At 45.0% G+C, this 25,721-nt stretch carries 19 protein-coding genes and 3 pseudogenes; 11 read left to right on the top strand and 11 right to left on the bottom strand.

Going from position 1 to position 25,721, the window contains the following annotated elements; genetic code table 11:
* A pseudogene (locus tag LAY57_RS29140) lies at nucleotides 1–223 on the top strand (hypothetical protein); the annotation flags it as partial.
* Between the two features lie 7 nt (nucleotides 224–230).
* On the opposite strand, the gene LAY57_RS29135 reads toward LAY57_RS29140, so the two are convergent.
* Nucleotides 231–1,289: a metal ABC transporter substrate-binding protein gene (locus LAY57_RS29135; protein ID WP_249070678.1), complete on the bottom strand. Its 1,059-nt coding sequence runs from the start codon at nucleotides 1,287–1,289 to the stop codon at nucleotides 231–233.
* Between the two features lie 493 nt (nucleotides 1,290–1,782).
* Between LAY57_RS29135 and patX the strand changes: the two genes are divergently transcribed.
* Nucleotides 1,783–2,220: a heterocyst-inhibiting protein PatX gene (patX, locus tag LAY57_RS29130; protein ID WP_249070677.1), complete on the top strand. Its 438-nt coding sequence runs from the start codon at nucleotides 1,783–1,785 to the stop codon at nucleotides 2,218–2,220.
* Between the two features lie 73 nt (nucleotides 2,221–2,293).
* On the opposite strand, the gene LAY57_RS29125 is transcribed toward patX, so the two are convergent.
* The 8 genes from LAY57_RS29125 to LAY57_RS29090 form a co-directional block, all read right to left on the bottom strand.
* On the bottom strand, nucleotides 2,294–3,730 hold the full coding sequence (locus LAY57_RS29125) for a carotenoid oxygenase family protein (RefSeq protein ID WP_249070676.1): 1,437 nt from the start codon (nucleotides 3,728–3,730) through the stop codon (nucleotides 2,294–2,296).
* Nucleotides 3,727–4,977, bottom strand: coding sequence for a tetratricopeptide repeat protein (locus tag LAY57_RS29120; protein WP_249070675.1), 1,251 nt, complete (start codon nucleotides 4,975–4,977; stop codon nucleotides 3,727–3,729). Before LAY57_RS29120 ends, LAY57_RS29125 begins: the two co-directional genes overlap by 4 nt.
* 139 nt (nucleotides 4,978–5,116) lie before the next feature.
* Nucleotides 5,117–5,212: a DUF2887 domain-containing protein gene (locus LAY57_RS29115; protein ID WP_249070679.1), complete on the bottom strand. Its 96-nt coding sequence runs from the start codon at nucleotides 5,210–5,212 to the stop codon at nucleotides 5,117–5,119.
* Nucleotides 5,213–5,517: 305 nt separating this feature from the next.
* A complete protein-coding gene (locus LAY57_RS29110; RefSeq protein WP_249070674.1) occupies nucleotides 5,518–6,714 on the bottom strand; it encodes a S8 family peptidase in 1,197 nt (398 codons plus the stop codon).
* A 263-nt stretch (nucleotides 6,715–6,977) separates the two neighbouring features.
* A complete protein-coding gene (locus LAY57_RS29105; protein ID WP_249070673.1) occupies nucleotides 6,978–8,183 on the bottom strand; it encodes a 4-hydroxy-3-methylbut-2-enyl diphosphate reductase in 1,206 nt (401 codons plus the stop codon).
* Between the two features lie 187 nt (nucleotides 8,184–8,370).
* On the bottom strand, nucleotides 8,371–9,360 hold the full coding sequence (locus LAY57_RS29100) for a GDSL-type esterase/lipase family protein (protein ID WP_249070672.1): 990 nt from the start codon (nucleotides 9,358–9,360) through the stop codon (nucleotides 8,371–8,373).
* A gap of 523 nt (nucleotides 9,361–9,883) precedes the next feature.
* On the bottom strand, nucleotides 9,884–11,545 hold the full coding sequence (locus LAY57_RS29095; protein WP_249070671.1) for an ammonium transporter: 1,662 nt from the start codon (nucleotides 11,543–11,545) through the stop codon (nucleotides 9,884–9,886).
* A gap of 439 nt (nucleotides 11,546–11,984) precedes the next feature.
* Nucleotides 11,985–13,592 (bottom strand): ammonium transporter, encoded by a 1,608-nt coding sequence (locus LAY57_RS29090; RefSeq protein WP_249070670.1) that lies wholly within the window; start codon nucleotides 13,590–13,592, stop codon nucleotides 11,985–11,987.
* A 463-nt stretch (nucleotides 13,593–14,055) separates the two neighbouring features.
* On the opposite strand from LAY57_RS29090, the gene LAY57_RS29085 reads away from it, so the two are divergent.
* The 5 genes and pseudogenes from LAY57_RS29085 to LAY57_RS29065 all read left to right on the top strand — a co-directional run.
* The gene (locus LAY57_RS29085; RefSeq protein ID WP_249070669.1) at nucleotides 14,056–15,714 is read left to right on the top strand and encodes an AAA-like domain-containing protein; all 1,659 of its coding nucleotides are present in this window, start codon (nucleotides 14,056–14,058) and stop codon (nucleotides 15,712–15,714) included.
* Between the two features lie 51 nt (nucleotides 15,715–15,765).
* Nucleotides 15,766–18,807: a WD40 repeat domain-containing protein gene (locus tag LAY57_RS29080; protein WP_249070668.1), complete on the top strand. Its 3,042-nt coding sequence runs from the start codon at nucleotides 15,766–15,768 to the stop codon at nucleotides 18,805–18,807.
* Between the two features lie 52 nt (nucleotides 18,808–18,859).
* Complete coding sequence (gene tnpA / locus LAY57_RS29075) at nucleotides 18,860–19,258, top strand: IS200/IS605 family transposase (RefSeq protein ID WP_249070667.1); 399 nt, start codon at nucleotides 18,860–18,862, stop codon at nucleotides 19,256–19,258.
* Nucleotides 19,251–20,522, top strand: coding sequence for an RNA-guided endonuclease InsQ/TnpB family protein (locus LAY57_RS29070; protein ID WP_249070666.1), 1,272 nt, complete (start codon nucleotides 19,251–19,253; stop codon nucleotides 20,520–20,522). Before tnpA ends, LAY57_RS29070 begins: the two co-directional genes overlap by 8 nt.
* 16 nt (nucleotides 20,523–20,538) lie before the next feature.
* Nucleotides 20,539–21,084 (top strand): annotated as a pseudogene (locus LAY57_RS29065) (WD40 repeat domain-containing protein); the annotation flags it as partial.
* A 28-nt stretch (nucleotides 21,085–21,112) separates the two neighbouring features.
* Here LAY57_RS29065 and purE read toward each other — a convergent pair.
* Nucleotides 21,113–21,634, bottom strand: coding sequence for a 5-(carboxyamino)imidazole ribonucleotide mutase (purE, locus tag LAY57_RS29060; RefSeq protein ID WP_249070664.1), 522 nt, complete (start codon nucleotides 21,632–21,634; stop codon nucleotides 21,113–21,115).
* 324 nt (nucleotides 21,635–21,958) lie between these two features.
* Here purE and nagA point away from each other — a divergent pair, with 324 nt between their 5' ends.
* Nucleotides 21,959–23,122, top strand: coding sequence for an N-acetylglucosamine-6-phosphate deacetylase (gene nagA / locus LAY57_RS29055; RefSeq protein ID WP_249070663.1), 1,164 nt, complete (start codon nucleotides 21,959–21,961; stop codon nucleotides 23,120–23,122).
* On the opposite strand, the pseudogene LAY57_RS29050 reads toward nagA, so the two are convergent.
* A pseudogene (locus LAY57_RS29050) lies at nucleotides 23,119–23,933 on the bottom strand (GNAT family N-acetyltransferase). The gene nagA and the pseudogene LAY57_RS29050 sit on opposite strands and share 4 nt — an antisense overlap.
* Nucleotides 23,934–24,057: 124 nt before the next feature.
* On the opposite strand from LAY57_RS29050, the gene bchM reads away from it, so the two are divergent.
* The 3 genes from bchM (at nucleotide 24,058) to LAY57_RS36330 (ending at nucleotide 25,598) form a co-directional block, all read left to right on the top strand.
* A complete protein-coding gene (gene bchM / locus LAY57_RS29045; protein ID WP_249070662.1) occupies nucleotides 24,058–24,744 on the top strand; it encodes a magnesium protoporphyrin IX methyltransferase in 687 nt (228 codons plus the stop codon).
* 100 nt (nucleotides 24,745–24,844) lie between these two features.
* Nucleotides 24,845–25,204 (top strand): hypothetical protein, encoded by a 360-nt coding sequence (locus LAY57_RS29040; protein ID WP_249070661.1) that lies wholly within the window; start codon nucleotides 24,845–24,847, stop codon nucleotides 25,202–25,204.
* 151 nt (nucleotides 25,205–25,355) lie between these two features.
* Nucleotides 25,356–25,598 carry a DUF423 domain-containing protein gene (locus LAY57_RS36330; protein WP_338022512.1) on the top strand — a complete coding sequence of 81 codons (243 nt, stop codon included), beginning with the start codon at nucleotides 25,356–25,358 and terminating at the stop codon, nucleotides 25,596–25,598.
* Nucleotides 25,599–25,721 lie beyond the last annotated feature (123 nt).

Genomic DNA, 25,721 nt, shown 5'->3' with positions numbered 1-25,721 from the left:
GTCAGTGGTCAGTGGTCAGTGGTCAGTGGTCAGTGGTCAGTGGTCAGTGGTCAGTGGTCAGTGGTCAGTGGTCATTGCTCCCCCACTCCCCCACTCCCCTCTTCCCCTAGCCCCTTTTTTTCTTTTGACTTTTGTACGGGCGGGTTTAGCCCACACATCTCATTACCAACAGAATATTTTACAAAACCCGTCCCTACTGACTTTTGACTTTTCTAGCCCCTAGCCCCCAGTCACTTCTTGGCTGTTGGCCCGACGACATTGCTGGTGTCGATCTGATTTACTAAATCGGGATTTCCGCCCAGGTTAGAAGCGATCGTGCGGAGATTGTTGGCCATCATACCAATGTAGGTATGTTGGGGATTGGTGTTTTCGATCGCATTAGCCGAACCTTCACCCGGTAACTCGTCATCAGCAGTATTAGCTGTCTTTACTTTGGCTTCGCGAGCAATTTGTTCTGAGACTTTACTGGGGTATACCTCGGAACCAAAGATAGCAGGGACTCCAAGTTTACGAATTTGGTCAATCAGTTTGGCTACGTCTTTGGCAGAAGGTTCTTTAAAATCTGAGGGTTGGATGGCCCCAATCACCTCGAAACCATACTGTCTTGCCCAGTAAGCCCAGGAGTCGTGGTAAGTCAGTAATTTGCGATTTTTGGCAGGGATACTTGCTACTACCTCGCGAGTTACTTTGTCGAGTGTATCCAGCTTTTGGAGGTAGTTTTTTAGATTAGTTTCGTAATATTCTTTGCCAGCTGGGTCTAACTGAGTTAACTGTTGGGCAGCTAGTTTAGCGTAAGCTTCGGCGTATTTGGGATTGACCCACAGGTGGGGATTGGGGTCTCCTTTTTCTTTGGGAAAGCTGAAGTCGAAAATCCACTGGTCTTGGGTGATGGTGTTGTTTCCCATTTCGTAGACCTTGGTGTCTTTGGGTTTGGAAGATTCTGCCAGTTTTCCTGTGGGGGTTTCTAGGTTTAAGCCATTGACGATAATCAGATTGGCTTTGGAGAGCAAATCGGCATCGGAAGGACGCGGTTCAAAGGTGTGGGAGTCGGTTCCTTCGGGAATGATGCCTTGAACTTGGAGGCGATCGCCCGCAATGTTACTAACAATATTCGTCAGAGGAGCTACAGTCGTTACGACTAAAGGTTTGCCTTGAGTTTGGCTAGCAGTTGTTTGTACAGCCGCACTGGCGCTTGCTGAAGGGCTAGGAGATACAGCCCCCTCCGGTGGTTTACTGCACGCGCCCGTTAGCAAGCTGAGTGTCAGCAGCACGGTGGAAAGCTTCTTCATCGATCTTAAATTAAGGTAACCAATCTTTACAGTAGAACCTTTTACGATCGGGGATGCAATGCCCCATACGGGGATTTTTTAGAGAAAAATGGCAATATTTTGCATAAAATCAGCCAAAAGAAGTATAGCTAGGGGCTAGGGGCTAGGGGCTAGGGGCTAGGGAAGAGGGAAGAGCGAAAAGGTTACTCCGTAAGGGATTATGAACCAGAGGTAAGAGTTGGAGTTGTCCTAACCGACGAGAGCGGTTGCTATATTTTACAAATTATTTTTAGTGCGATCGCTATTCAGATAGCACGCCTACGCTTTTTTTATATTCCAAGTTTTCATAAAACTTTTTTTTGCACTTCGCATCACACATTCGGGTGATAAATATTTATTTGAGTTGATTAAATTCGTTGTTGATTAATTACTGAAAAGTTTTTTGTTTTTTGTCCTGATGGTGTATCTGGCGGCAGGAATAAAGCCGTAGAAGCAGTAATCAAGGACATCTACAATGCGCCTCTACAAATCTATTCTATTATCTGGTTTGCTACTTTCTGGTATTGCCGCTAATTGCAAAGCATTTGAGTATCGCAACTCTGAAATCTTGCAAAAATTTGAGGCAGACAGACATTTACTAGCTGATTTTCCAACGCCGGATGATGATGGTCGGGGTAGCGGACGTTTCACGACTAATCAAAATCTGAATTTAGTGGCTAATGACAAAAACCCAGATGATGATGACAGTCGGGGTAGCGGACGTTTCACAACTAATCAAAATCTGAATTTTGTAGCTAATGACAAAAACCCGGATGATGATGACAGTCGGGGTAGCGGACGTTTCACGACTAATCAAAATCTGAATTTTGTGGCTAATGCGAAGAATCCGCCGAACAGAAAAACTTTTGGCAACGGACGCTTCATGACAGATACCAATCCAAATAATGGTTGAATCCAGGAAAGAATTAAGAATTAAAAATCTCGCAATAGTTCTCTGCAAATTTAGATTTTTAATTTCTAACCGCTTAAAAAATTCCTGGTTTCCAAGTTCCATGAAATCCCATTGGAACAACGCTGGGTAATCCCAGTTTACACACAGGTTCCTCATCGAGTCTTTGACTATCAAATATCCAAACTTCGCTGCTGTTTGTGTTGCCATCAAACACAACTGTCAGTAACCAACCCCGCTCAGGATTGATGGCATCTGGAGCATATATGGGTTCTGTAGGATAGCGATTTTCGCCCAAATCTGCTTCGTTGAGAGTGCCAGTTTGATTGTCGAAACGTGCGATCGCACCATAGATTTCTTTGGTTGTATCAACCCCTTGTCGTTGCAATGACAGATAGGTTTTTCGCGAAGGTTTCCCGATTTGCGACTGCGGGACAACTGGAAATTCACAATCTCTGTCTAATAATTCCTCAGTTTTCTGTATTTTACCAGTTTGAGGATCGAGACGCACTTGCCATAGAGTCGCTTTGGCGGGGGTTTGAATCTGTCCTGTTACTACTTCCTTGAGACGCTGGTTAGTTTGAAAGTCTCGATAGCGAACAAAATCGATCGCAACTGAACTATTACCATCCATATAACCGTTGGCAAAATGCCACTGATACCAAGGTTCGGTTTCGCTGCGACTAATTAAAGATAGAGTTTCGCGATCGAAGATTAAAATCTGCGTTCCTAGCTGTGGTTTCCACTCCATTGCATCGCTGAAGCTGCTCAAACCTATCGCAGCTGGAAGTAGATTCACTCGCACTGGAGGCACGAAAAACACAAGATATTGCCCAGCCATGACAAAATCATGTATTAGGGGAAGTCCATCTAGGGTAACTGACGCCTTTTGGAGGATCTTGCCGGTGCGATCGCTCTTATAAATATTGAGTGTCGCATTAATTCCAGGGGTGATGCCAAAGTTGAAGATTTCTCCAGTTTGCGCGTCGCATTTGGGATGCGCCGAGTAGGACATTCCTTTACTCAGTCCAGATAAATCATCTAATCCCTCAGTTTCCAAAGTTTCCAGATCGATCGCGTGGGGTTTCCCAGCTTCCCACAGTGCCAACAGTTTATCTGGTAACGCCAACACAGAGGTATTCGCAGCATTTTTTGTTGGTTTGAACCATTGGTTCCAGAATAGCCCTGGTGCGGTCATTCCATAGTTGCTGTAGAGGTATTTACCTGCTTGGGATTCGGCTAAATAACCCGCTGTTTGCACGTAGCGATAGACGCCTGTTGCACCCCCATCGCTGAAGTGTACGGCGAGGATGGCACCATCGCCATCAAACCAGTGTCCTACCGATTCGCCGCCACGTTCCAGGCGTGCTGGGCCATTGCGATAAAGGCTGCCGCGCAAGCCTTCTGGGATTCTACCGCCTATAAGTGGCAGAGGAGTGAGAGGAAATTCTTGGGCCCTTTGGGAAAAGGCTTTTGCCCAAGCTTTATATGTTGAAGGTAACTCAGTTATCACTGCACTCCTACGTTTTGCAAAACGCGATCGATTTTGTTAGCTTTCTGTGTATTCCCTTGGGCTCTATATAAGTCGCTAGCTTGTTTTAAGGTAGCGATCGATTCTTCAACCTTAACCTGACTTGCTAAAGCAACGCCTAAATTATGGTGAGCTTCTGCATAGTTGGGATTGATACGAATCGCTTCTTCCCATAAGGACATAGCCTTTGCTACATCGTTTTGTTTGTACAGAGCAACTCCCAAGTTATTGTAAGCTTCTGCATCCTCTGGATTGAGGCTCAATCCTTTTTTCAATTCTGCGATCGCTTCCTCTAGCTTGCCCTCATCCGTTAGATTGGTTCCCAAGTTAATGTGAGCTGTGGCGCTTTTGGGATCGATGCGAATCACTTCTCTGTAAGCTGCAATCGCTTCTGATGTTTGGCCTTGGTTTTTGAGAGCTATTCCCAAGTTATAATTAGCTTCTGCATGGTTAGGATTGATGCGAATCACTTCTTTGTAGGCTGCAATAGCTTCCTTTACCTGACCCTGCGCTTGTAGGGCTACTCCCAAGTTATACTGGGCCTCTGCTAAGTCGGGATGAATGCGAAGTGCTTGCCTAGTTTGCTCGATCGCTTCCGGCAATTTGCCCTGTTGGTTGAGAGTTAGGCCCAAGTTGGCATGAGCTTCGGCATAGTTGGGATCTAGATCGATCGCTTTGCCAAAAGCTACTTGTGCATCTTGGAGGTTTCCCTGTTTATAGAAAGTAATCCCTTGATAAAAGTAAGCGATCGCACTTTCTTTGTGAGCTATGACTTCTTGAATTGCTCCGATCGCTGCTTTAAAGTTTCCCGACTCTTGCTCTACCAAGGCCATTCCCAGTCTGGCCTCTTGCAACCTGGGATTCAATTTTAAAGCTTTTTGGTTAAATTCGCGTGCTTTTTCCAAGTCTCCCAGGCGGCGGTATGCTTCTCCTATGTTGGTGTAAGCGTCTGCAAAATTGGGTTCTTGGCTAGCCTGAAAGCGGTAGCACTCAATTTTTTTCTGGATATCTGCCTTTTCCCGATCGTTGAGAGCGGTTTTTTTGAGAGAATGTGCTTGTGGTTCATTGACAAGAAACCCACCGCAATCCTCTATTATAGCGACGGGCATCCCTTTTGAGGATGGGAATGAGCGAGTGAAAAATAAATAAGCGGCGACGCCAGCACCGAGGATAGCTACGATACCGGCTGCAATACCAATTCGAGTAGATGCTTTAGACAGTGGTAACATAACTGCGATCGCGGCTATGGGGATAATTTCCTTATCAGTTTACTCGGAAGTATCCGATCTAGCTCAAAGAGTATATGCCTTCTTGTGGGGAGGGGACAAGGCGTCTCGCCTGCCACTTAGGTAAGACGGGCGGGCCATCCTACAAGAAGTTGTTGGAGCGGGACAACGGCACAAATACACCATCAATTCGGAAGGATGTTTGCTTGAGTTCAACAGATCCGAATTTATAAAAGATACGCGGTCAAGTTTGAAATAGACGATAGAAAATAGAATCTGTTTTCACCGCAATTTGTATTGTTTATTGGAACTTAGGTACGTCTATGAGATTTTCATATTGGCAAGACTTTTTCCTTTTTTTCAGTTTCATAATGTCGCTGCTATAGCAACCGATGAGTCGGTTAAGCCATAAATCTGGGGTAGGGGGCGAACGCGAGTGCGTGCCGGAGGCATTAGCATTCGGGCATATAATTTATTGGTTAAAACCGAAGATTTACTACCCGAATGCTTCGCCCCTACTTTCCTAATCGACGAGAGCGGTTGCTATACTTGCACAAGTCCTTGACCTTGACGCTCTTTCAATTCGCCTAAATCCTTACAGCTAGAAAAGAGTTCTTCCCTGAGTTCTGGTACTGTGATATCTGGATACTTTTCTATAATAAGCGCCGCTATACCCGAAACAATCGATGTTGCTATTGATGTGCCATCCCAAGCTTGATAACCGCCGCTGACTGACGAATAAACTGCCTCACCTGGAGCGACAAGGTAGGGAACTTGATACTGATGGTTATCAATAACGAGGGTGCCACTACTGCTGAAACTGGCAATGCGATCGTTACCATTTGTCGCTCCCACAGATACAACACTCTTATAGTTTCCAGGACTACAGGTGATGTTACGTCCATCATTTCCCACCGCACAAACAGGTAGTAAACCGACAGTTAATAGATCTTCAACTAAATCGCTCATTTGATTCAAACATCCGCGAATACTAGCCGAAATATTGATGATTTGCACATCTGGTCTTGTAGCTGCCCATTCTAGTGCCTGAATAAAATTGGAAAGATTACCAACTCCCCGTGGTAAAATTAGACTGCTGATCAGTTTGGCTTGTGGTGCAACGCCAACATTTTTGCCGCAAATTAATCCTGCTATGTGCGTCCCATGACCATCAGTATCTTGGGGAGATGTTGGTAGAGCTTCCCAATGTTTGATATCAAAACTATAGGATTCAACTATTTTACCATGCAGTTCTGGGTGAGTTGAGTCTATGCCTGTATCGAAAACAGCAATGGTGACGTTTTTACCAGACCTTTCAAAACCTTTCCGGCGTGCTGCTTCTAATCCTATAGCCTGCAAATGCCATAAGTCAGATGTGTCGATTTTCTGCTTTGTCGGTGTAACAGCGCGTCGGGGTTGAATCAAATCTATTAGCTGGTCGCGTAAAATTTGGACATTTGGCAGGTCTTGGCGCATTTGATCGGCTTCGCGATCGCTCATTTCCGCGATCGTCGTTCCGGTAATTTTTGGTGCATTTTTACTGTTTAATATTTCGATGACTCCTCGATTTTGAGCGTCTTTAATCCAATCGCTAATTTCTTGCTGAACGGGATCTTCCATTTGCAACCAGGCGACTGACTGAACTTGTTCTTGACGCTTTTCAAGTGTGAATTTTTTGGAGATCAGATCTAGGTAGCGTGCTACTGACATTGCCTTTGGGCGGATGATGTAAATAGTCATCGGTTTGCTATTATTTAATTTTACTTATGTTATCCTATCGTCAAAAAGTATAGCAACCGCCTTGGCGGTTAGGACAACTCCAACTCTTACCTCTCACCTTCCATCCCTTACTGCGTAACCCTCTTCCCTTTTCCCTCTTCCCTCTTCCCTCTTCCCTCTTCCCTAGCCCCTAGCTCCTAGCCCCTAGCCCCTTTCTGCATAAACCCAGAAACCCGGTTTCTTGGAGAAACCGGGTTTCTTTAAGTTAGAGAAGGAGTACAATATCAAACCATCGCAGCAACCTTCAATTCAAAAATCTTTTCAATTGTATCCTCTACAACTTTATCCGGCGTCGAAGCACCAGAAGTAATACCGACTACAATTTTTCCATCAGACAACCAATTCTCTTCTACCTCTAAATTGCCGTGCAATAACTTATGTTCAATGCGATTGCCTGGGCCAATTCGTTCGGCACAATCGATATGATAGGAAGGAATTTGTCGCTCGATCGCAATTTGTTGTAATTGCGTAGTATTAGAAGAATTAAATCCACCAATCACCATCATTAAATCCAGTTTTTCTTCCACTAAATTTAACATTGCATCTTGACGTTCTTGGGTGGCGTCGCAGATGGTGTTAAAGCTTTGGAAATGCTGATTTAATTCACTAGGGCCATACTTTTTCATCATGGTTAGCTCAAAGAGTTTGCCGATTTGCTCGGTTTCGCTTTTGAGCATGGTGGTTTGGTTAGCAATGCCAACACTATCTAAATCTTTGTCTGGGTCGAATCCATCTGAGCAAGCGCGGCTGAATTTTGTCATGAATTCGTCGCTAGAGCCACCGTTAAGGATGTAATTGCTAACGTATTCAGCCTCTGCCATATTCAGGACGATGAGATACTTATCGGCAAAAGAGCTGGTGGCGATCGTTTCTTCGTGTTTGTACTTACCGTGGATAATCGAGGTATAGCTTTTTTTCTTGTGTTTCTCGACTGTATTCCAAACTTTAGAAACCCAAGGACAGGTCGTATCGACTATTTTGCAACCTTTGTCGTTAAGTACCTGCATTTCTTGAACGCTGGCACCGAAGGCGGGTAAGATCACTACATCGCCAACACTAACGCTGGAAAAGTCCTTATTACCTTGGTTAACGGGAACGAACTCTACCTGCATCTCCCGCAACCGCTCATTTACAGAAGGGTTGTGAATGATCTCATTTGTCACCCAAATGCGATCGCCTGGGAAGTGCTGGCGGGTTTCGTAAGCCATCGCTACAGCTCGTTCCACGCCCCAGCAAAAGCCAAACGCCTCTGCTAGGCGGATGGTAACGTTACCCCGTTGTAGGGTGTAGCTGTTTTCGCGGATTTGCTGAATCAGATTGCTTTGATATTCGGATTTGAGGACACCGGCGACTTCCTCTTGGTGCCCAAATCCTTTGCGATGGTAATTCTCCGATTGTTGGAGCGATCGTTTGAAGGCTTTTGTGTCCATTCGTGTTTTTGATGTGACGTCATTGGTCAGTGGTCAGTTGTCAGTTGTCAGTGGTCAGTTGTCAGTGGTCATTGGTCAGTGGTCAGTGGTCAGTGGTCAGTGGTCATTGGTCAGTGGTCAGTGGTCAGTTGTCAGTTGTCAGTGGTCATTGGTCAGTGGTCATTGGTCAGTGGTCAGTTGTCAGTGGTCATTCTCCCCCACTCCCCCGCTCCCCCGCTCCCCCGCTCCCCCACTCCCCCACTCCCCCGCTCCCCCACTCCCCCACTCCCCCGCTCCCCCGCTCCCCCACTCCTCTGCGACTCTGCGACTCTGCGACTGGGTTAAGTTCGATCTGGCGATACATTAGCAATGCGGAACGCCAAACTAAATAGCCTTGGCGGTTGAGGTGGAGTCCGTCTGTAGTCAGTTCGGGACGAAGATTGCCTCGATCGTCGGTGAACAGGGGGTATAAATGAAAGTATTTTACTCGTTCTTCTTGGGCGATCGTCTCCAGCTGTAGGTTAAGCGATCGAATGCGATCGTTGGGGATAGCTAGCAGGCGTGAGCGTCCTTCCCAGGTTGATTGTTCGCCGCCGTGGGGCAAAATCGACTGCACAACAATCTGAGATTGGGGATGAACCCGCCGCAGACGGCGTACAATCAGCCGATAGTTCCATAAAATATCCTCGTCAGTCACCTGGCGAATCAAGTCATTGATGCCAATCATCACAAAAATGGTGTCAGGTTGGCTGCGATCAAACAAATTTAATCTTTGCAGTAATCCAGCCGTAACTTCGCCAGAAATCCCCTGATTCAGCCAGCTAGTGTCTGAGGGTAATAAATCTGGCGGAAACCATAAACTCAAAGAATCCCCAGCCAAGACATCTAAATGCTGGGGAGGGTTTTCGGCTACCACCTTTGCTTCCTGCTCTAGGATGGCTACCCACTTTTGATAACTCAGCTGGTGGCGTGGCCCCAAAGGAGAAGCCGATACGGGTATTTCGCGCATGAGGCTCTCTCGTGTCGTGGAAGCATTCAGCTGGGAATCGATGGGCAACCAATAATCCCGCAGCAGCCAGACAAGTAGCAGTGTTAGTAACCCATTAGCAGCCAGGGATAAAAACGCCCAGGTAGGCCAAGTTTTCCAGCGATGGGGCACTCGATCGGATTTAACTGATTTTGAATCTAATCTTGACATCCTCCCCGCAGCTAGAAGCCGGGGTATTCCCGGAATAGCCATGAGTCGGTTCCTAATTCAACGACCCAGCTTAACATTGCCTGTCCTTGCTGCCAATCGTTAGAGTGGCTTAGCTATGTTTTACGAGGTTTTCGCGACCCTACTTGCCATTACTACTTTCTAGCCCGTCGTGTTTCACCCAATGGGTCGTCCTGTACTAGCGGTTTTTCAGCCTGTGACAATAGTATTCTACCAGCAAAGCGACTTTAGTCCCGCACTCGTTCCACGACAGCAAGAGCCACGAATCGGCTAAATCCCCAGACTTAAAAGCAGGGGGCTTCTTTTTGCTTTTTGGTTTCGATAATGTTAGCGATCGGTACTGCGAAACACAATAAGGTGGGTGTTATAGCTAGGGACTAGGGGCTAGGGGCTAGGGACTAGGGAAGAGGGAAGAGGGAAAAGGTTACTCCGTAAGGGATTATGGACTTCATGTAACAGTTGGAGTTGGCTTAATCGCCCTGGCGGTTGCTATAACAACAACTGACTACTCTTTAGTAAAACTGAGCCCAGAGGCAAACTCTTCGCCGTAACCTTCTTCGCCATGTTCGGTGATATCGAGTCCTTGCTCTTCGGCTATAGGCTTGACGCGCAGAGCCATCACTGCGCCCAAAGCTTTGAGGATGATCAACGTACCTACAGCGGCAAAAACGTAGGTTGCTGCAACACCCACGAATTGAATCCACAATAGCCCTGGGTTGCCTGCAAGCAAGCCATCGGCTCCTGCGGAATTAACCGCTTTATTGGCAAATATCCCGGTCAGAAGAGCGCCTACTGTACCGCCGACGCCGTGGACGGGATAAGTATCCAACGAATCGTCAAATTGCCATTTAGCCCGCAAGCTAACTGCAAAGAAACAGCAAATAGAGGTGATCGAACCGATCAGAATAGCTGCAATAGGAGATACGAATCCCGCTGCTGGGGTAATGCCGACGAGTCCTGCTAGGAAGCCGGTGGCAATGCCGATCGCAGTTGGCTTGCCTCTGAGTACCCATTCCACAATTACCCAGGTAAGACCGCCAGATGCGCTGGCTACCACTGTGGTTACACAAGCAAGGGCTGCTAAGGCTCCCGCTCCTCCTGCACTACCACCGTTAAAGCCAAGCCAGCCAAACCAGAGCAAGCCTATTCCGAGTAAGACATAAGGGACGTTATGAGGTGCTGCTGGTTGTGTGGGGTAGGTTTTCCGGGGGCCAAGGACGTAGGCTGCGACTACAGCCGAAACGCCTGAGCTGATGTGTACTACTGTACCACCGGCAAAGTCTAATGCGCCCAGGTTTAGGAGCCAGCCGCCTTTGCCCCAAACCCAGTGAGCTAAGGGGGAGTAGATTACGGTAGACCAAATCAGTACAAACCAGAAATATGCTTTGAAACTTATCCGCTCAACGATCGCTCCTGAAATCAAAGCAGGTGTGATGATCGCGAACATCATGTTGTAAAGCATGAACAGTTGATGCGGAATGGTTGGGGCATAGCCGATCGAACTTGGTTTGTCGAACTCAACGCCGTTGAGAAACGCCCATTTTAAGCTACCAATGATGGGATTGGCAGTAAAACCGGGATCGCTGCCCGGATTGATCGTATTTGGTGCAAAGGCGAGACTGTAGCCCCACAGCACCCAGGTAAGACCTACAAGGGCCATGAGGATCAGGCTCATCATCATGGTGTTGAGGACGTTGCGCGATCGCACCAATCCCCCATAGAAAAACGCCAGTGCTGGTGTCATCAACAGTACGAGTGCTGACGATATCAACAACCAGGCTGTATCTCCTGTATCGATGGTAGGCCCAGCGGTAGCTCCAGAAGCTTCTTGACCGGAAATAGCCGGTGGAGTCACAGGTACAGGTATAGCAGCGTCTGGCAAACCTGTTGGAGAAGGCAATACTTCCGGTGAACCTGTTGGCGAAGGTGATGCTTCTGGCGACCCGATTGGGGAAGGTGATGCTTCCGGCGAGCCTGTTGGAGAAGAGAATGCTTCTGTTGGCGAAGCTGTTGGCGAAGAGAATGCTTCTGTTGGCGAAGCTGTTGGCGAAGGTGATACTCCTGTTGGCGAAACTGTTGGCGTTGGCGATGCAGTTTCTGGAGTTGATAGTGTAGGAGAAGGACTTGGTGAAGGCGATACGTCTTGGGCAAATGTATTTCCGACCATTAGCCCCGTTAGCAGACACGCTGAAATTATGCAAGCAATTAGAAACTTTTTCAACACTTGTTTGTTCTCCTCAACACCGAAATGAATTCAATTGAACGAATTTTAAGTCCTCGTTTTCTGTATCAAAAAACACAGCATTTTTGGTTATACTATGCTAATTACCAAAAAATATTGACTAAGTTAGAAATCAGCATAAAATTCTCGATAAAGCTTACATTCTAAGGGTTTTGGAGCAGCGGCTATGCTAAAAAGCCAAAACCAGAAGTTAGAGCAGCGATCAAAAAAAATATTTGCGCTACTCCCATCCCGCTACAAAATTACTTATCTTCTTCCATCTTGTTAGTTAGGGTGATAATTCGCGATCGCAAATTAGCACCCTAACGCTACGAGAGAGGTTCGTTAAATAGATCGTCTTCTGGCAGGAAGGGAGTAGCTTGAGCTAAAAACCACTGGTTAGATTACCAGGCCCCTTAGCGCTGCTGCGATCGCTGCCAGTAGGCATATTGCCAGTGCGTGCCTCCTTAAGAAATCCACTGTAGGCTTCCATCCCGTGTTCGCCGATATCCAAACCGACAATTTCTTCTTCTGGAGATACTCGGATACCAAGGGTAGCCTTCAGCGCCAACCAGAAGATCGTACTGAGGAGAACAGTCATACCTCCCACTGAAATAATGCCAACAACTTGAGGGATAACCTGTGCCAAGCCGCCACCCAGTAAGAACCCTTTAGCAGGCCCAGTCGTGTACCAGGAGTAAACATTAGGCCCAACGCTAAACAAACCAACAGCTAGGGTTCCCCACACACCGCAAACGAGGTGAACCGAGGTAGCACCTACTGGGTCATCAATTTTAATCCTGTCGAAGAACGTAACGGAAAAAACTACTATTACTCCAGCTACTAAGCCAATGATGAAAGCACCGCCAACACTGACGAAAGCACAAGATGCTGTAATGGCAACCAATCCAGCCAAAATGCCGTTGATAATCATCGAAAGGTCTGGCTTACCCAGGTAAAGCCAAGCTGTAACAGTGGCGGTAATTCCACCCACAGCACCAGCCATATTGGTTGTTAGAGCAATGTGAGTAATAGCATTAGGATCGGCGGCCATTGTTGAGCCCGGATTGAAGCCAAACCAGCCTAACCAGAGTATCAAGCAACCCAGGGTGGCAATACTCATGTTGTGACCCGGCATGGCAAAGCTTTGCCCATCCTGATATTTGCCGAGGCGTGGCCCTAAAAATGCCGCTCCCATGAGAGCCGCCCAGCCACCAACGGAGTGAACTACGGTAGAACCGGCAAAATCGTAGAAACCTATCTTTGCTAGCCAGCCACCGCCCCAAATCCAGTTTCCGGTGATTGGATAAGCAATACCTACGAGTAAGACGCTGAAGATTAAGAAGTCAACAAACTTAATTCTTTCGGCGACGGCTCCTGAAACGATCGTTGCGGCTGTGCCTGCGAATACCAGCTGGAACAAAAACTTGGCAGAAAGGGGGACTCCAGTCCAGTTGAGCGAGCTAAAGATGCCTTGATACGCATCTCCTGTCGCCGGACTGTTATCTGCTCCGCTGAGGAAAAATCCGCCGCTTGTGCCGATGAAACCATTGCCATCGCTGAACATCAGGGCAAAACCAATTGCCCAGAAAGCAACGGTAGAAAGGGCAAACACAATGAGGTTTTTGGCTAATACATTTACAGCGTTTTTCTCGCGACAGAAGCCAGTTTCTAACATACCGAAACCAGCGTTCATGAAGAATACCAGGAAGGCTGCGATCGCAACCCATAACGTATCTAGAGCTACCTTCAACTCAGCTGTTGTTGGGCCTGTAGCGGCTGGAGCATCTTGCGCGACTGCTACGTAACCCCACCCCAACACAATCAAAGCTGCCAGAGGTATGCAGGCTTGCCAACTCGGAGACAGCCGCTTGATAGCTATTTCTAACTGCTTGAGAATTTTGGATTTCCGGGTCAGGTTTAATTGCCAGATGGAAAACAATTGCTTAGTTCTAGTTCTCGCTCTCTTCTTTTTGAATGTTAGTTTAGACATGATTGCTGTAATGTCCTTGATGAGGTAAACACATCCAACCGTTTAGCCAAACTTGCTGTTAATTAAGCCAATTGAAGCGAGTATAAGGCACAGATGTAACAGAGTAATCAATTAGGGTTTTCATTCTCTATATACATCATTTGGAATGAATATTAATTTGTTGCCCCTGTAAGTCCTAAAATTTTGTATTTTCTTATGAGGTTAATTCTGTATCGGTTAATACATTTATCGTTCTCGATCCACAAATCTGGGATCTAGGGGCTAGGGGCTAGGGAAAAAGGGGCTAGGGGCTAGGGCTAGGGAACAGGGAAGAGAGAACAGGGAAGAGAGAAGAAAGAACAAAGATTATTCTATCGCTGCATCCGTGCCCATCAGTGTTATGGTTGGCGAGAATTGCTGAATACAATCTATCTTAAGGTAGTAAATTAGGATACATTAAGGGTATATTAGGCTGGCACGGCTTATGATAGATAGTCTCCATCCACAAAACGACATCCTGGCTGTTGAAGACATAGACCTTCCTGGCAGTCCCATATCGCTTCATTCTAGATTTTATATCGATCGTCCTCCCTGTGAAGCTCTCGCATATAGAGAACTGTGCAATCCGGGCAGTTTAATCCGCATTCGAGCGCCTAGAAAAATGGGAAAAAGTTCTCTGATGCTGCGCCTGCTTAACCAGGCGGCTACTTTCGGCTATCGTACAGTCACAATAGATTTTCAGCAGGCCGACACCACAATTTTTGAGAATTCAGACAAATTCTTGCGTTGGCTGTGTTTTAACGTAGCGCGACAGTTAAAACTGGCTCCCAACCTGAATGATTACTGGGACGAGGAGATGGGTAGCAAGGTCAGCTGCATCATCTATTTTGAGGGATATTTGTTAGAGCAAATTGACACTCCTTTGGTATTAGTCCTCAATGAAGTCAATCTGCTATTTGAATACCCTCATATTGCCCAAGAGTTTTTTCCACTCTTGCGATTTTGGCACGAACAATCCAGAATAGGAGAAGTTTGGCATAAACTTCGTTTGATTTTAGTTCACTCCACAGAAATTTATGTTTCATTAAGCATTAATCAATCGCCATTTAATGTAGGATTAACACTTAAATTACCAGAATTTACATCTGCTCAAGTTCAAGATTTAGCAGAGCGTTACGGACTAAACTTGAGTGAGAATCAAATCCAGGAATTAACAAAAATGGTGGGAGGACATCCCTACTTGCTGCATCTCGCTTTCTATCACCTCCGTCGTCACAAAGGTACATTAGAGGAGTTTTTGCAAGCGGCTCCTACCCAGAGTGGAATTTATAGCGATCATTTGCGAACTCTCTGGGTGACGTTGCAAAAAAAAGCGGAATTGGCAACAGCACTAGAACAGATTATAACAGACTCACGCAGTGTTCAAATAGAGCCTTTAATTGCCTATCAATTAGAGAGTCTGGGATTAGTCAAATTAGATGGCAATAGTTGTATTCTATCCTGTGAGTTATATCGGCTCTATTTTAGGGATCAAAACTTAATAAAGGAAAATTACAACGCGCTTTACCTCAAACAGTTGGAACAAGAAAATGAAAAGTTACAATCTTTAGTCTATCTAGATACTCTGACTCAAGTTGCCAATAGACGGCAGTTTGATAATTGCCTACAAATAGAATGGAAACGAATGGCTGAATCAGCGAGGCCACTCGCTTTAATTTTGTGCGATATCGATTATTTCAAAATTTATAACGACACTTATGGGCATCAAGGGGGAGATGATTGTTTGCGGCAAGTCGCGCAGGCTATTTGTCAAGTTGTGAAACGTCCTGGCGACCTTGTGGCAAGGTATGGGGGTGAAGAATTTGTCATAATTTTACCTCAAACTGATGCCACAGAAGCAATCCATATTGCTGAAGAAGTACGACTCTACATTAAAAAAGTTGCGCTGGCTTTTGAATCTAAGAAATTTAGCGGTTTACCCAATTCTGTAGTCACCATAAGTTTAGGAGTTGCTTGCACAATTCCTGGTTGTAATAATGATGCGGAAACCCTCTTATTAGAAGCTGACAAAGCTCTTTACAAATCTAAAAAAACCGGGCGCGATCGCGTCACTCTAAGTTCAATTTTGAATTTTACATTTTGAGTAAAGGACAAAACCGTGTACGATTGAAGATAATCCAAAATCTAAAATCGAATGATCCCTTATCAATATCAAGTTGGTGGTAGCCTAAAAAATAACGATCTTACTTACGTAGTACGCCAAGCCGATAGCGAACTTTACGAAGCCTTAAAAAAAGGGGAATTTTGTTACGTTCTCAACTCCCGACAAATGGGCAAATCCTCTCTGCTAGTCAGAGCAATGAATCAACTGCAACAGGAAGGATTTAGCTGCACCACTCTTGACATGACTCAAATTGGGAGTGAAAATATTACTCCGGCTCAATGGTATAAAGGTCTAGTCGCCGACTTATGGCGAGGCTTCAAATTATTGGGAAAATTTAACTTAAAAAATTGGTGGAAGGAAGAAGAAGAAGTTTCTCTACTGCAACGATTAAGTCATTTTATTGACGACCTCCTCAAAGTGCAATTTCCCCAGCAACGGATTTTTATATTTGTTGATGAAATAGATAGTATTTTGAGCTTGAAATTTCCGGTAGATGATTTTTTCGCATTCATTCGTTTTTGTTATAATCAACGAGCGATCGATCCCGAATATAACCGCCTCACTTTTGCCATCTTCGGCGTTGCTACTCCATCAGATTTAATTCGAGATAAAAATCGCACCCCATTTAATATTGGTAAAGCCATTGAAATTCAAGGATTTCAATTTGATGAGGTTCAACCTTTAATGAAAGGATTATCGCTTTATACAGATAACGCTACTGCCGTATTAAGAGAAATATTAAATTGGACAAACGGACAGCCATTTTTGACCCAAAAGTTATGTTATTTGGTGCAAAAAACGAGTCAGGAACATCCAAACAACAAGCTGACAATTCCGCCGGGAATGGAGGCGTTTTGGGTCGAGTCCTTGGTGCGATCGCAAATCATCGAAAAGTGGGAATCCCAAGATGAGCCTGAGCATTTAAGAACGATCCGCGATCGCCTGCTCAAAAATGAGCAATCAGCCGGAAGATTGCTAGGTATCTATCAGCAAATTTTGCAAATAATTGAAATCATTACTGATGATACTTCAGAGCAAATGGAATTGCTACTATCAGGTTTAGTTGTAAAAGAGCGGGGATTGTTAAATGTAAAAAACCAGATTTATAAACAAGTATTTAACTTAGAATGGGTAGAAAAACAATTAATCTCTCGGCGTCCTTACTCCCAAATATTTGATGCTTGGATAACATCAAAACAGACTGATGAATCGCGGCTCTTGCGGGGACAAGCTTTAAAAGACGCTCAAATCTGGTCGCAAGGAAAAAGTTTGAGCGATTTAGATTATCAGTTTTTAGCGGCTTCTGTTGAATCTGACAGAAAAGAAGTACAACTAACTTTAGAAGCCGAACGAGCCAAAGCCATTGAAGCACAATTGGCAGAGCAAAAACAAAGATTATTACAGGAACAACAAACAGCCAAATTACAAAGATTATTGTTAGGAGCAATCAGTATCGCATTTTTGGTATCTTCAGGTTTGGGATTATTGGCTTTTAGACAATACAGAGAAGCAAGGATTAACGAAGTCAAAGCGTTAGCATCATCTTCCGAAGGATTATTTGCTTCAAATCGTCAATTAGACGCGATGATCGCAGCAATTAAAGCCAAACACAAATTAGAAAATTTGGGTAATGTAGATAGCAAAACGACTGACGATGTAGAAATGGCCTTGAGACAAACAGTTTATGGGAACAACGAATTTAACCGTTTGATCGGTCATGAAAGCAGCGTATCTACTGTTGATATTAGTCCTGACGAGCGGTTGATTGCGACTGGTAGTAATGATAAAACTGTTAAAGTTTGGAAACGAGATGGCAGCTTGCTGAAAACCTTAAAACATACCGCCACAGTGACTCGCGTTGCTTTCAGTCCTGACAGTCGCTCGATTGTTGCGGGAAGTTTAGATGGGAGTGTCAAGCTTTGGCGCATTGATGGGACTTTAGTAAAAACTATTCAGGCACATAAAACCTCTGTCTGGGGAGTTGCTTTTAGCTCTGATGGTAAACTGATTGCTTCAGCCAGTGGCGATCGAACTGTGAAATTATGGCGGCTTGACGGTACGCTGTGGAAAACATTGACAGGACATAAAAAAGTGGTTTTAAATGTAGCTTTTAGTCCAGACAGCCAGATACTTGCTTCCGCATCCGGTGATAATACAGTTAAACTGTGGAGTGTTGATGGCAGGTTACTAAAAACTCTACAAGGACATCAGAATTCGGTCTGGGATGTGGCGTTTTGTTCGCAAGCAAATTTACTGGTTTCAGTTAGTAGCGATCGCACTGCCAAACTATGGCAACTAGACGGTACTTTAGTCACAACGCTTCAAAGCAATGATGTCATTTCTAGCGTTGATTGTCAGGATCGATATATTACCACCAGTGGCAAAGATAATCAGCTAAAAATTTGGAAAATAGACGGAACATTTATTAAAAACTTAAAGCAGCATCCTGTAACTATTCGAGATGTAGCAATGAGTGATGATGCTTTGATGACTGCTTCCGCAAGTGACGATGGCACGGTTAAACTCTGGCAACGCAATAGCAATAAATATCTGTTAAAACCGCTCTACGGACATCAGAATGCGATTTGGGAAATTGCTACTAGCCCAGATGGGAAGTCGATCGCGACCGTCAGTGAGGATGACACCCTCAAATTATGGCGGGCGGATGGCACACTGTGGCAAACTGTCAGACAACCACAGTCTAGTTTTCGCAGTGTGGGCTTTAGTCCAGACAGTCGAATTATAGTGACTGGAAGTGATAAGGGTAATGTTCAGTTTTGGGATTTGGGTGACAGGGAGAAATCGCCTATCAGACTGTTGCAAACATTTACAGGACATCAGACTAGCATTACTGCAATTGCGATCGCTCCCGATGGGAAAACGATCGCTTCGGCTGGAGATGACAAAACTATCAAAATCTGGAATGTCGATGGCCAACTATTGCACAGCATCACTGTTTCCAATCAAAGAATCTGGGAATTGGCTTTTAGTCCTGACCGGAAAGCGAGCCCGCCGGGCCCCTGGCTTCAGACACGGGGAAAAGTCGGCAGCGGTTTCAACCGCCTTGAATAATGCTTTACATTTCAATACACAATATACAGGTTAGGTAGCATATACTGTAGAAATGAAAGCAAAACTCAAATCTAACAGCAATGTAACGTACTGTTGTAATTACCATATTGTTTGGTGTCCGAAGTATCGTAGGTCTGTGTTGATTAACGGTGTAGATATGCGACTGAAAGCGATCCTACAAGAAGTTTGCACCGAATTTAACGCCGAATTACTAGAAATGGAAGTGATGCCAGATCATGTTCACCTTTTAGTAGGAGTAGACCCACAGTTCGGAATCGCCAAGTTAATCAGATACTTGAAAGGGCGTTCCTCTCGACTACTGAGACAGGAATTTCCTTGGTTAAAAAGCCGACTACCAACTCTGTGGACGAATAGTTACTTTGTTGCAACAGTTGGCGGTGCTACACTGTCTGTGGTCAAGCAGTATATTGAGAATCAAAAAAATGTCTAATTACGGATGTCAGCCAAACTTAATTAATGATGATTCGAGTCTGAAGGCAATTTTAGAGTTTGTATGCGGTGAATCAAACAAGTTAGCGAACTGTGCGTTGTACTATGGTCGCCAGTTGTATTTTAAAACTGGGAAGATTCCTGGGAAATATGATTTCCATAAAATGTTTAAATCGAATTTACATTTTAAGGCTTTGTACTCCCATGTTGCACAGCAAACTTTAACCAGTGTTGCCGAATCTTTTAGTTCATACATTGGGCTGCTAAACGGAATCAAATCTGGGACTGTCACGCAGCACCCAAAACTACCAAAATATAAAAAGGATTCTCTAAAGTTAGTAACATTTCCTAAAGCTGATGTCAAACTCAAAAACGGATTGTTACGTTTTCCCTTGGGTAGCAAAGTTAAACTTTGGTTTGGAATCGGGGAATTCTTTTTACCGATGCCATCAAACTTGGACTACAAAAAACTGGTTGAAATTCGGATTCTTCCCCGGAATCGCTGCTTTTATGCCGAGTTCGTGTATCGAACAGAGGAATCGGCTGGCAATGTTATGATTTCAGGCAGTGTACTGGGGTTGGATCATGGAATTAATAACTGGCTGACAGGAGTGTCCAATGTCGGAACTTCTTTCATTGTTGATGGACGACACCTAAAATCTTTAAATCAGTGGTACAACAAGCGAGTATCTGTTTTAAAAGAGAACCGACCGCAGGGTTTCTGGTCAAATCAATTAGCCAGAATTACCGAGAAAAGAAATCGGCAAGTTAGAGATGCAGTAAACAAGGCAGCAAGAATGGTGATCGATCACTGCCTTGAGAATGGAATAGAAACAGTAGTGTTTGGGTGGAATAAAGAGCAAAAGCAAGGCATAAATATGGGTCAAAAGACCAATCAAAAATTTGTGCAAATTCCTACGGGCAGACTAAAGGAGAGAATATCCCAGTTGTGCCAGCAGTATAAAATTAAGTTCCTAGAAACCGAAGAGGCATACACCTCAAAAGCCAGTTTTCTCGACAATGATTCACTGCCTGCGTTCGGTGAAAAACCTGAAGGGTGGAAAGAATCAGGAAAAAGAATAACTCGCGGGCTATATCGTTCGGCAAACGGGACAAAAATAAATGCAGACGCCAACGGCGCTGCAAACATCCTTAGAAAAGTAGCGGTAAAGTTGGGATTTGATCTCAGCCAAATCAGTAGCGGCGAATTGATAGCGCCTTTGAAAATCCGATTGTGGACTCTTCAAGAATCCCCTCGCCTTTAGGCATGGGGAGTATCAAGGTCAACTCCTAGCTTCTGCCAGCCAAGATAGTACAGTGAAACTTTGGAAACCTGATGGTACGGCTGTTAAAACTTTGAGAGGTCACGAGGATGGGGTTTGGGGAGTTGCTTTTAGTCCTCAAGGAAATGCGATCGCGTCTGCTAGTTGGGATGACACTATTAAACTTTGGAAATTAGATGGAACATTACTGAAAACAATTAAGGCACAGAGTCAGGGTTTAGCGCGAGTCGCTTTTAGTCCTGACGGTCAAACTATTGCCACAGGTGGTGTTGATAATCAGGTGAAATTATGGACTTTAGAGGGAAAGTTGCTGACTGCTTTACCCGGACATCAAGGAACGGTCATCAGTCTTGCTTTTACTGCTGATGGAAACTTCTTGGTTTCGGGGGGAAATGATGGTATTGTGATCCTTTGGGATTTAAAACAAATTCGGTCGTTGAATGAACTAGAGTATGCTTGCAATTGGGTGCGGGATTATTTGCGAACAAATGTAGAGGTAGAGGATAGCGCTCGCCATTTGTGCGATAATATTGGCAAACCATAGACTCAATAGGAATGAGGAAATATTAGTTTTAAGACATTTTTTCCAAGTACTGCTTGTAGCCTAGTTTATCTAATTGCGCTTGTTTTTGTAGTACTGATTCCGCTAGATTTTGACGATATTGCTGAACTTGTTCTAGCAATTTTGGCTGATGGGTGGCTAAGATTTGTACGGCTAAAAGTCCGGCGTTCTTGGCGTTACCAATGGCGACGGTGGCGACGGGGATTCCAGCTGGCATTTGCACGATCGAATATAGAGAATCGACGCCTTGTAAATTACGAGTAGCCACGGGCACGCCAATCACGGGCAGGGGTGTCAGGGCGGCAACCATACCGGGCAAATGGGCTGCCCCTCCAGCACCGGCGATAATCACTTTTATGCCCCGTTGGTGGGCGCTTTTGGCGTAGTCTACCATGCGATCGGGTGTACGATGGGCAGAGACGATCGCAACTTCGCAAGGGACGCCGAATTCTTCGCAAATTGCGATCGCTCCCTGCATGGTGGGCAAGTCGGAATCGCTGCCCATGATAATGCCTACTAATGGTTGAGTCATTTGTCAGTTGTCATATTTTTATAAATACACACAAATATACCACTTTTTTATTATATGCTTGAATCAAATTTAATAGTAACTCAAGTTGCTAGTTACTTGCACTCTGGGTACGTTGTTGCGCTTTAGCGCTCTTATCCAAGTTGGTATAAGAGCGCTAAAGCGCAACAACGTACCTAATACAACCTTAATTATATAACCAGCAACTTGCGTTGCTAAATAAACTGAACACTCAGAAACCCTGTTTTTAACAGCCGCACCCAGATCGTGATAAATTAAATATCATAAATCATCAGATAGGCAATAAAACCACCAATCGCTACCTAGATGGATATTATCAACGCTAGAGTACCCGAATACAAAGCTTTGCAGCAAATATCAATTGATTCGGGCGGGATCATTCAGAAAATTATGCCAATGTACGTTGCTGGCAAACCCTCAGCAGATAAAGAAGTTGTAGATGTAAATGGGGATTGGGTTTCCCTGGGGGGTGTCGATTTGCAGATTAATGGGGCGCTGGGCTTGGCATTCCCAGATTTGAATGCAGATAATAAAGACAAACTCCCAGAAATCTGTAAATTTATGTGGGATCGGGGCGTTGATGGTTTTTTGCCTACTCTTGTTACAACTTCGGTAGAGAAGATTCAACGAAGTCTATCAGTGTTAGCTAATTTTATAGTAACTCAGCTAAACGATCGACCAACGGCTCAAATATTGGGAGTACACTTAGAAGGGCCTTTTTTGAATCCTGAAAAGCGCGGGGCGCACCCATCTGAGTATTTATTGCCGCTGACTATTGATAATGTGAAGAGGGTTTTGGGTGCTTACGCAGATATCGTGAAAGTTATCACTTTAGCACCAGAATTAGATTTAACTGGAGAGGTAATTCCTTATTTGCGTTCTTTGGGCATTATCATCAGTTTAGGACACTCCCAAGCTACTGCCGATCAAGCGCAAAAGGCATTTAAATTGGGTGCATCAATGGTGACTCATGCCTTCAATGCTATGCCCAGTTTACATCATCGCGAACCTGGATTATTGGGTGCTGCTATAGTCGATCGAGATGTTAAATGCGGTTTGATTGCTGATGGTCAGCACGTATCTCCGACAATGTTGCAAATATTACTACAAGCTAGCAGTTACGAAAGAGGTATTTTCTTAGTTAGCGATGCTTTGGCACCTTTGGGACTGCCGGATGGCGTTTACCCGTGGGATATTCGCGAGATTGAAGTAAAAAACGGCACGGCGAGATTGCCAGATGGAACGCTTTCCGGGACGACTTTATCGTTATTGGTAGGGGTGCAGAATTTGGTGAAGTGGGGAATTTGCGACAGAGAAGAAGCGATCGCACTTGCCACTGTTGCACCCCGAAAAGCAATTGGTATAAAAGGAATCATCGGTAAACCTGCTGCCCAGTTATTGCGCTGGCAAATAACGCAACCAGAACCGAATGACGAACCGATACTGACCTGGGAAAGATTATTTAGCTAACCTAACTCTAAAGTTGTTGTGCCAAATATGTGCGAGATATTGATATTGGGTATGCCGCGAGTGTACATCCGAAGGCATTCAAATACTGGCTTCATCCCGTAACTTTCAGCCAGGGAAATAGCCTGGGGATTAGCATCGGGGGTATCTAAAAATATAGGCTTACCGTCACCCAGGCTACTGAGGCATTGAAATAAACTTTCAGCAATTTGGGCATCGTCAGCAAACAGAGGCCCAATTCTCAACCCGTGCGGGATTCTCTAATTACGCCATAGCCGCACAAATTGCCATCATTAATATAGGCATAGCCTGCACGCGCTGGTGAATTAACCCATTCTTGTAGAAAAGCTGGACGAGGTGCGGGAAAATGTTGGTGATCGTAATTAAAAATATCTGCAAATGGGATATCTTTTAGCGTCACAATGTTGTCAGGAGGTGTAGCAGCTATCCCCGTACCTTGATAGCGAATATGGCGATAGGCTGGCACAAAACCAAATTTGCGGTAGTTTTCTACTTGTGCTAAGACACCATCGAGGGCAAAATTGCGATCGCCTAGTAACCTCAAAGCCTCATTCCAAGTTTGCAAGCCAAAACCTTGACCGCGCCGATCGGGTTTGACAATATAAAAACCGATAAAGCCAAAAGTCTCGCCGTAGCGTACCGCCGAAATAGTGCTGATGGGTTCGCCGTCGATTTCACCAATCAAAAAACCGCCAGGATCGGCGGCATAGAAGGCAGCTGCATCGTTAATGCCGGTATTGCACCCCTCTGCTGCGCCCCAATCGAGGGGGAGTTCTAACTCAGCAAGGGTCATTGGTCGAATTGTCAATCGGTCGCTGCTCATAGCTTAAGCATTCGATAGTGAGTGAAAGTTACCTCAAAAGTAACGTCTAATGGTAAGTTTAAGCGTTGGAAACAACTTAACAGCAGGAAAATTAATGAACGCAACCGACGATAAAACCATTGTTCAGGACTACTTTAATTCTACTGGCTTCGATCGCTGGCGGCGTATCTATGGCGATGGCGAGGTGAATAAAGTCCAGCTGGATATCCGCGAGGGACATAAGCAAACAGTTGATACCGTACTAAGTTGGCTGACATTTGATGGCAATCTATCAAAGCTATCAATCTGCGATGCCGGTTGTGGTGTTGGCAGTCTCAGCATTCCCTTGGCGCAGGCGGGAGCTAAAGTTTATGCTAGCGATATCTCTGAGAAGATGGTGGGCGAAGCAAAGGAAAGAGCCGAAGCTGTTTTGGCTAACACCGATAATGTTACTTTTGCGGTGCAAGACTTAGAGGGTTTGAGCGGTAGATACCACACTGTCATTTGCCTGGATGTCCTGATCCACTATCCCCAAGATAAGGCAGCTGAAATGATTGCTCACCTCACTTCTTTGGCAGAGTCTCGTCTAATTCTCAGCTTTGCACCTCACACCTTTGCTCTTTGTTTGCTCAAGAAAATTGGTAGTTTCTTCCCCGGTCCGAGTAAAGCGACTCGCGCTTATCTGCATCGCGAAGCTGATGTTGTCGAAATTCTTGAGACTTGCGGCTTTTCAGTTCAGCGGTCAGCTATGACCCGTACCCGCTTTTACTTCTCCCGCATACTGGAAGCTACGCGGAAATGAGGTTATAATCGCGGCAATACTGATGCTATAGGCTGGAACTATGAGGATAATCAAAAAAGTGTCTGCGGGTTTATTGCTTACATTTGGATGTGTTTTTCTAATGGTTCCAGTCTTGGTTTGGACAATGCCCAACAAAGATGCTTCTCCAGAAGATAGAGAGGAGGACGCAAATGCTGCCTTGGGTGGTTTAGTCTTGGGTATCCCTGCCGTAGCATGGGGTGCTTGGCTGGCAAGGGGATTATATCGACAAGGAAAGCAAGAAAAATACGATCGCCTCAATTCTACTTTTTACAGGCTGATTAAAGAAAGCGATGGGCAGTTTACAGTTTTGCGGTTTGCAATGGAGGCACAGCTACCAGGAAAAGAAGCGAAAAAATATCTAGATGAAAAAGCGAAGGAGTTTCAAGCTAATTTTGATGTGACTGAAACCGGCGATATTAGTTATCGCTTTCATTTGTAGGATTTAGCAGCAGATTTATGGTAAGAGTTTTTTTGGTCGTAGCATCTATTTTGGGTGGTTTATCTGTAGCTGGCGGTGCTTTTGCTGCCCATGCTTTGAAGGAAAAATTGAGCGAGCGATCGAAATTTTTGAAACTGGCGCTCGTTACCAAATGTATCACGCTTTGGCACTTTTGCTGGTGGCGTTGCTGTTAACTCGCGCTGAAGTACCCCAAACTTTTCTAGTAGCATCTGGATTTGCTTTTATCGTTGGCGTTGCGCTTTTCTCCGGTAGTTTGTATGCGCTGAGTTTTAGTGGGATTAAGTGGCTGGGTGCAATTACTCCCTTGGGAGGAGTAGCTTTTATGGTGGGATGGGGTTGTTTGGCAGTTGCTGCTTTCAGCTTTAAGTATTAATCATATTGTGTCCGGTTGCTATGAGCGATATCGTCAATTTGTCTGTTTTCATCGTTGGTTGAATATTGGGTATGTTGTTGCGCTTCAGCGCTCTTTAAAGAGCGCTGAAGCGCAACAACATAC

This window comes from Argonema antarcticum A004/B2, assembly GCF_023333585.1.
GTDB lineage: Bacteria > Cyanobacteriota > Cyanobacteriia > Cyanobacteriales > Aerosakkonemataceae > Argonema > Argonema antarcticum.
The sequence above is the reverse complement of the archived record's forward strand: the minus strand, read 5'-3'. Positions and strand labels throughout refer to the sequence as shown.

Coding starts and splice junctions, on each gene's coding strand:
- LAY57_RS29105 (WP_249070673.1), bottom strand. CDS start 8,183: ATGGACACAAAAGCCTTCAAACGATCGCTCCAACAATCGGAGAATTAC.
- LAY57_RS29100 (WP_249070672.1), bottom strand. CDS start 9,360: ATGTCAAGATTAGATTCAAAATCAGTTAAATCCGATCGAGTGCCCCAT.
- tnpA (WP_249070667.1), top strand. CDS start 18,860: ATGAAAGCAAAACTCAAATCTAACAGCAATGTAACGTACTGTTGTAAT.
- LAY57_RS29085 (WP_249070669.1), top strand. CDS start 14,056: ATGATAGATAGTCTCCATCCACAAAACGACATCCTGGCTGTTGAAGAC.
- purE (WP_249070664.1), bottom strand. CDS start 21,634: ATGACTCAACCATTAGTAGGCATTATCATGGGCAGCGATTCCGACTTG.
- nagA (WP_249070663.1), top strand. CDS start 21,959: ATGGATATTATCAACGCTAGAGTACCCGAATACAAAGCTTTGCAGCAA.
- LAY57_RS29095 (WP_249070671.1), bottom strand. CDS start 11,545: ATGGTCGGAAATACATTTGCCCAAGACGTATCGCCTTCACCAAGTCCT.
- LAY57_RS29090 (WP_249070670.1), bottom strand. CDS start 13,592: ATGTCTAAACTAACATTCAAAAAGAAGAGAGCGAGAACTAGAACTAAG.
- patX (WP_249070677.1), top strand. CDS start 1,783: ATGCGCCTCTACAAATCTATTCTATTATCTGGTTTGCTACTTTCTGGT.
- LAY57_RS29070 (WP_249070666.1), top strand. CDS start 19,251: ATGTCTAATTACGGATGTCAGCCAAACTTAATTAATGATGATTCGAGT.
- LAY57_RS36330 (WP_338022512.1), top strand. CDS start 25,356: ATGTATCACGCTTTGGCACTTTTGCTGGTGGCGTTGCTGTTAACTCGC.
- LAY57_RS29135 (WP_249070678.1), bottom strand. CDS start 1,289: ATGAAGAAGCTTTCCACCGTGCTGCTGACACTCAGCTTGCTAACGGGC.
- bchM (WP_249070662.1), top strand. CDS start 24,058: ATGAACGCAACCGACGATAAAACCATTGTTCAGGACTACTTTAATTCT.
- LAY57_RS29110 (WP_249070674.1), bottom strand. CDS start 6,714: ATGACTATTTACATCATCCGCCCAAAGGCAATGTCAGTAGCACGCTAC.
- LAY57_RS29120 (WP_249070675.1), bottom strand. CDS start 4,977: ATGTTACCACTGTCTAAAGCATCTACTCGAATTGGTATTGCAGCCGGT.
- LAY57_RS29080 (WP_249070668.1), top strand. CDS start 15,766: ATGATCCCTTATCAATATCAAGTTGGTGGTAGCCTAAAAAATAACGAT.
- LAY57_RS29040 (WP_249070661.1), top strand. CDS start 24,845: ATGGTTCCAGTCTTGGTTTGGACAATGCCCAACAAAGATGCTTCTCCA.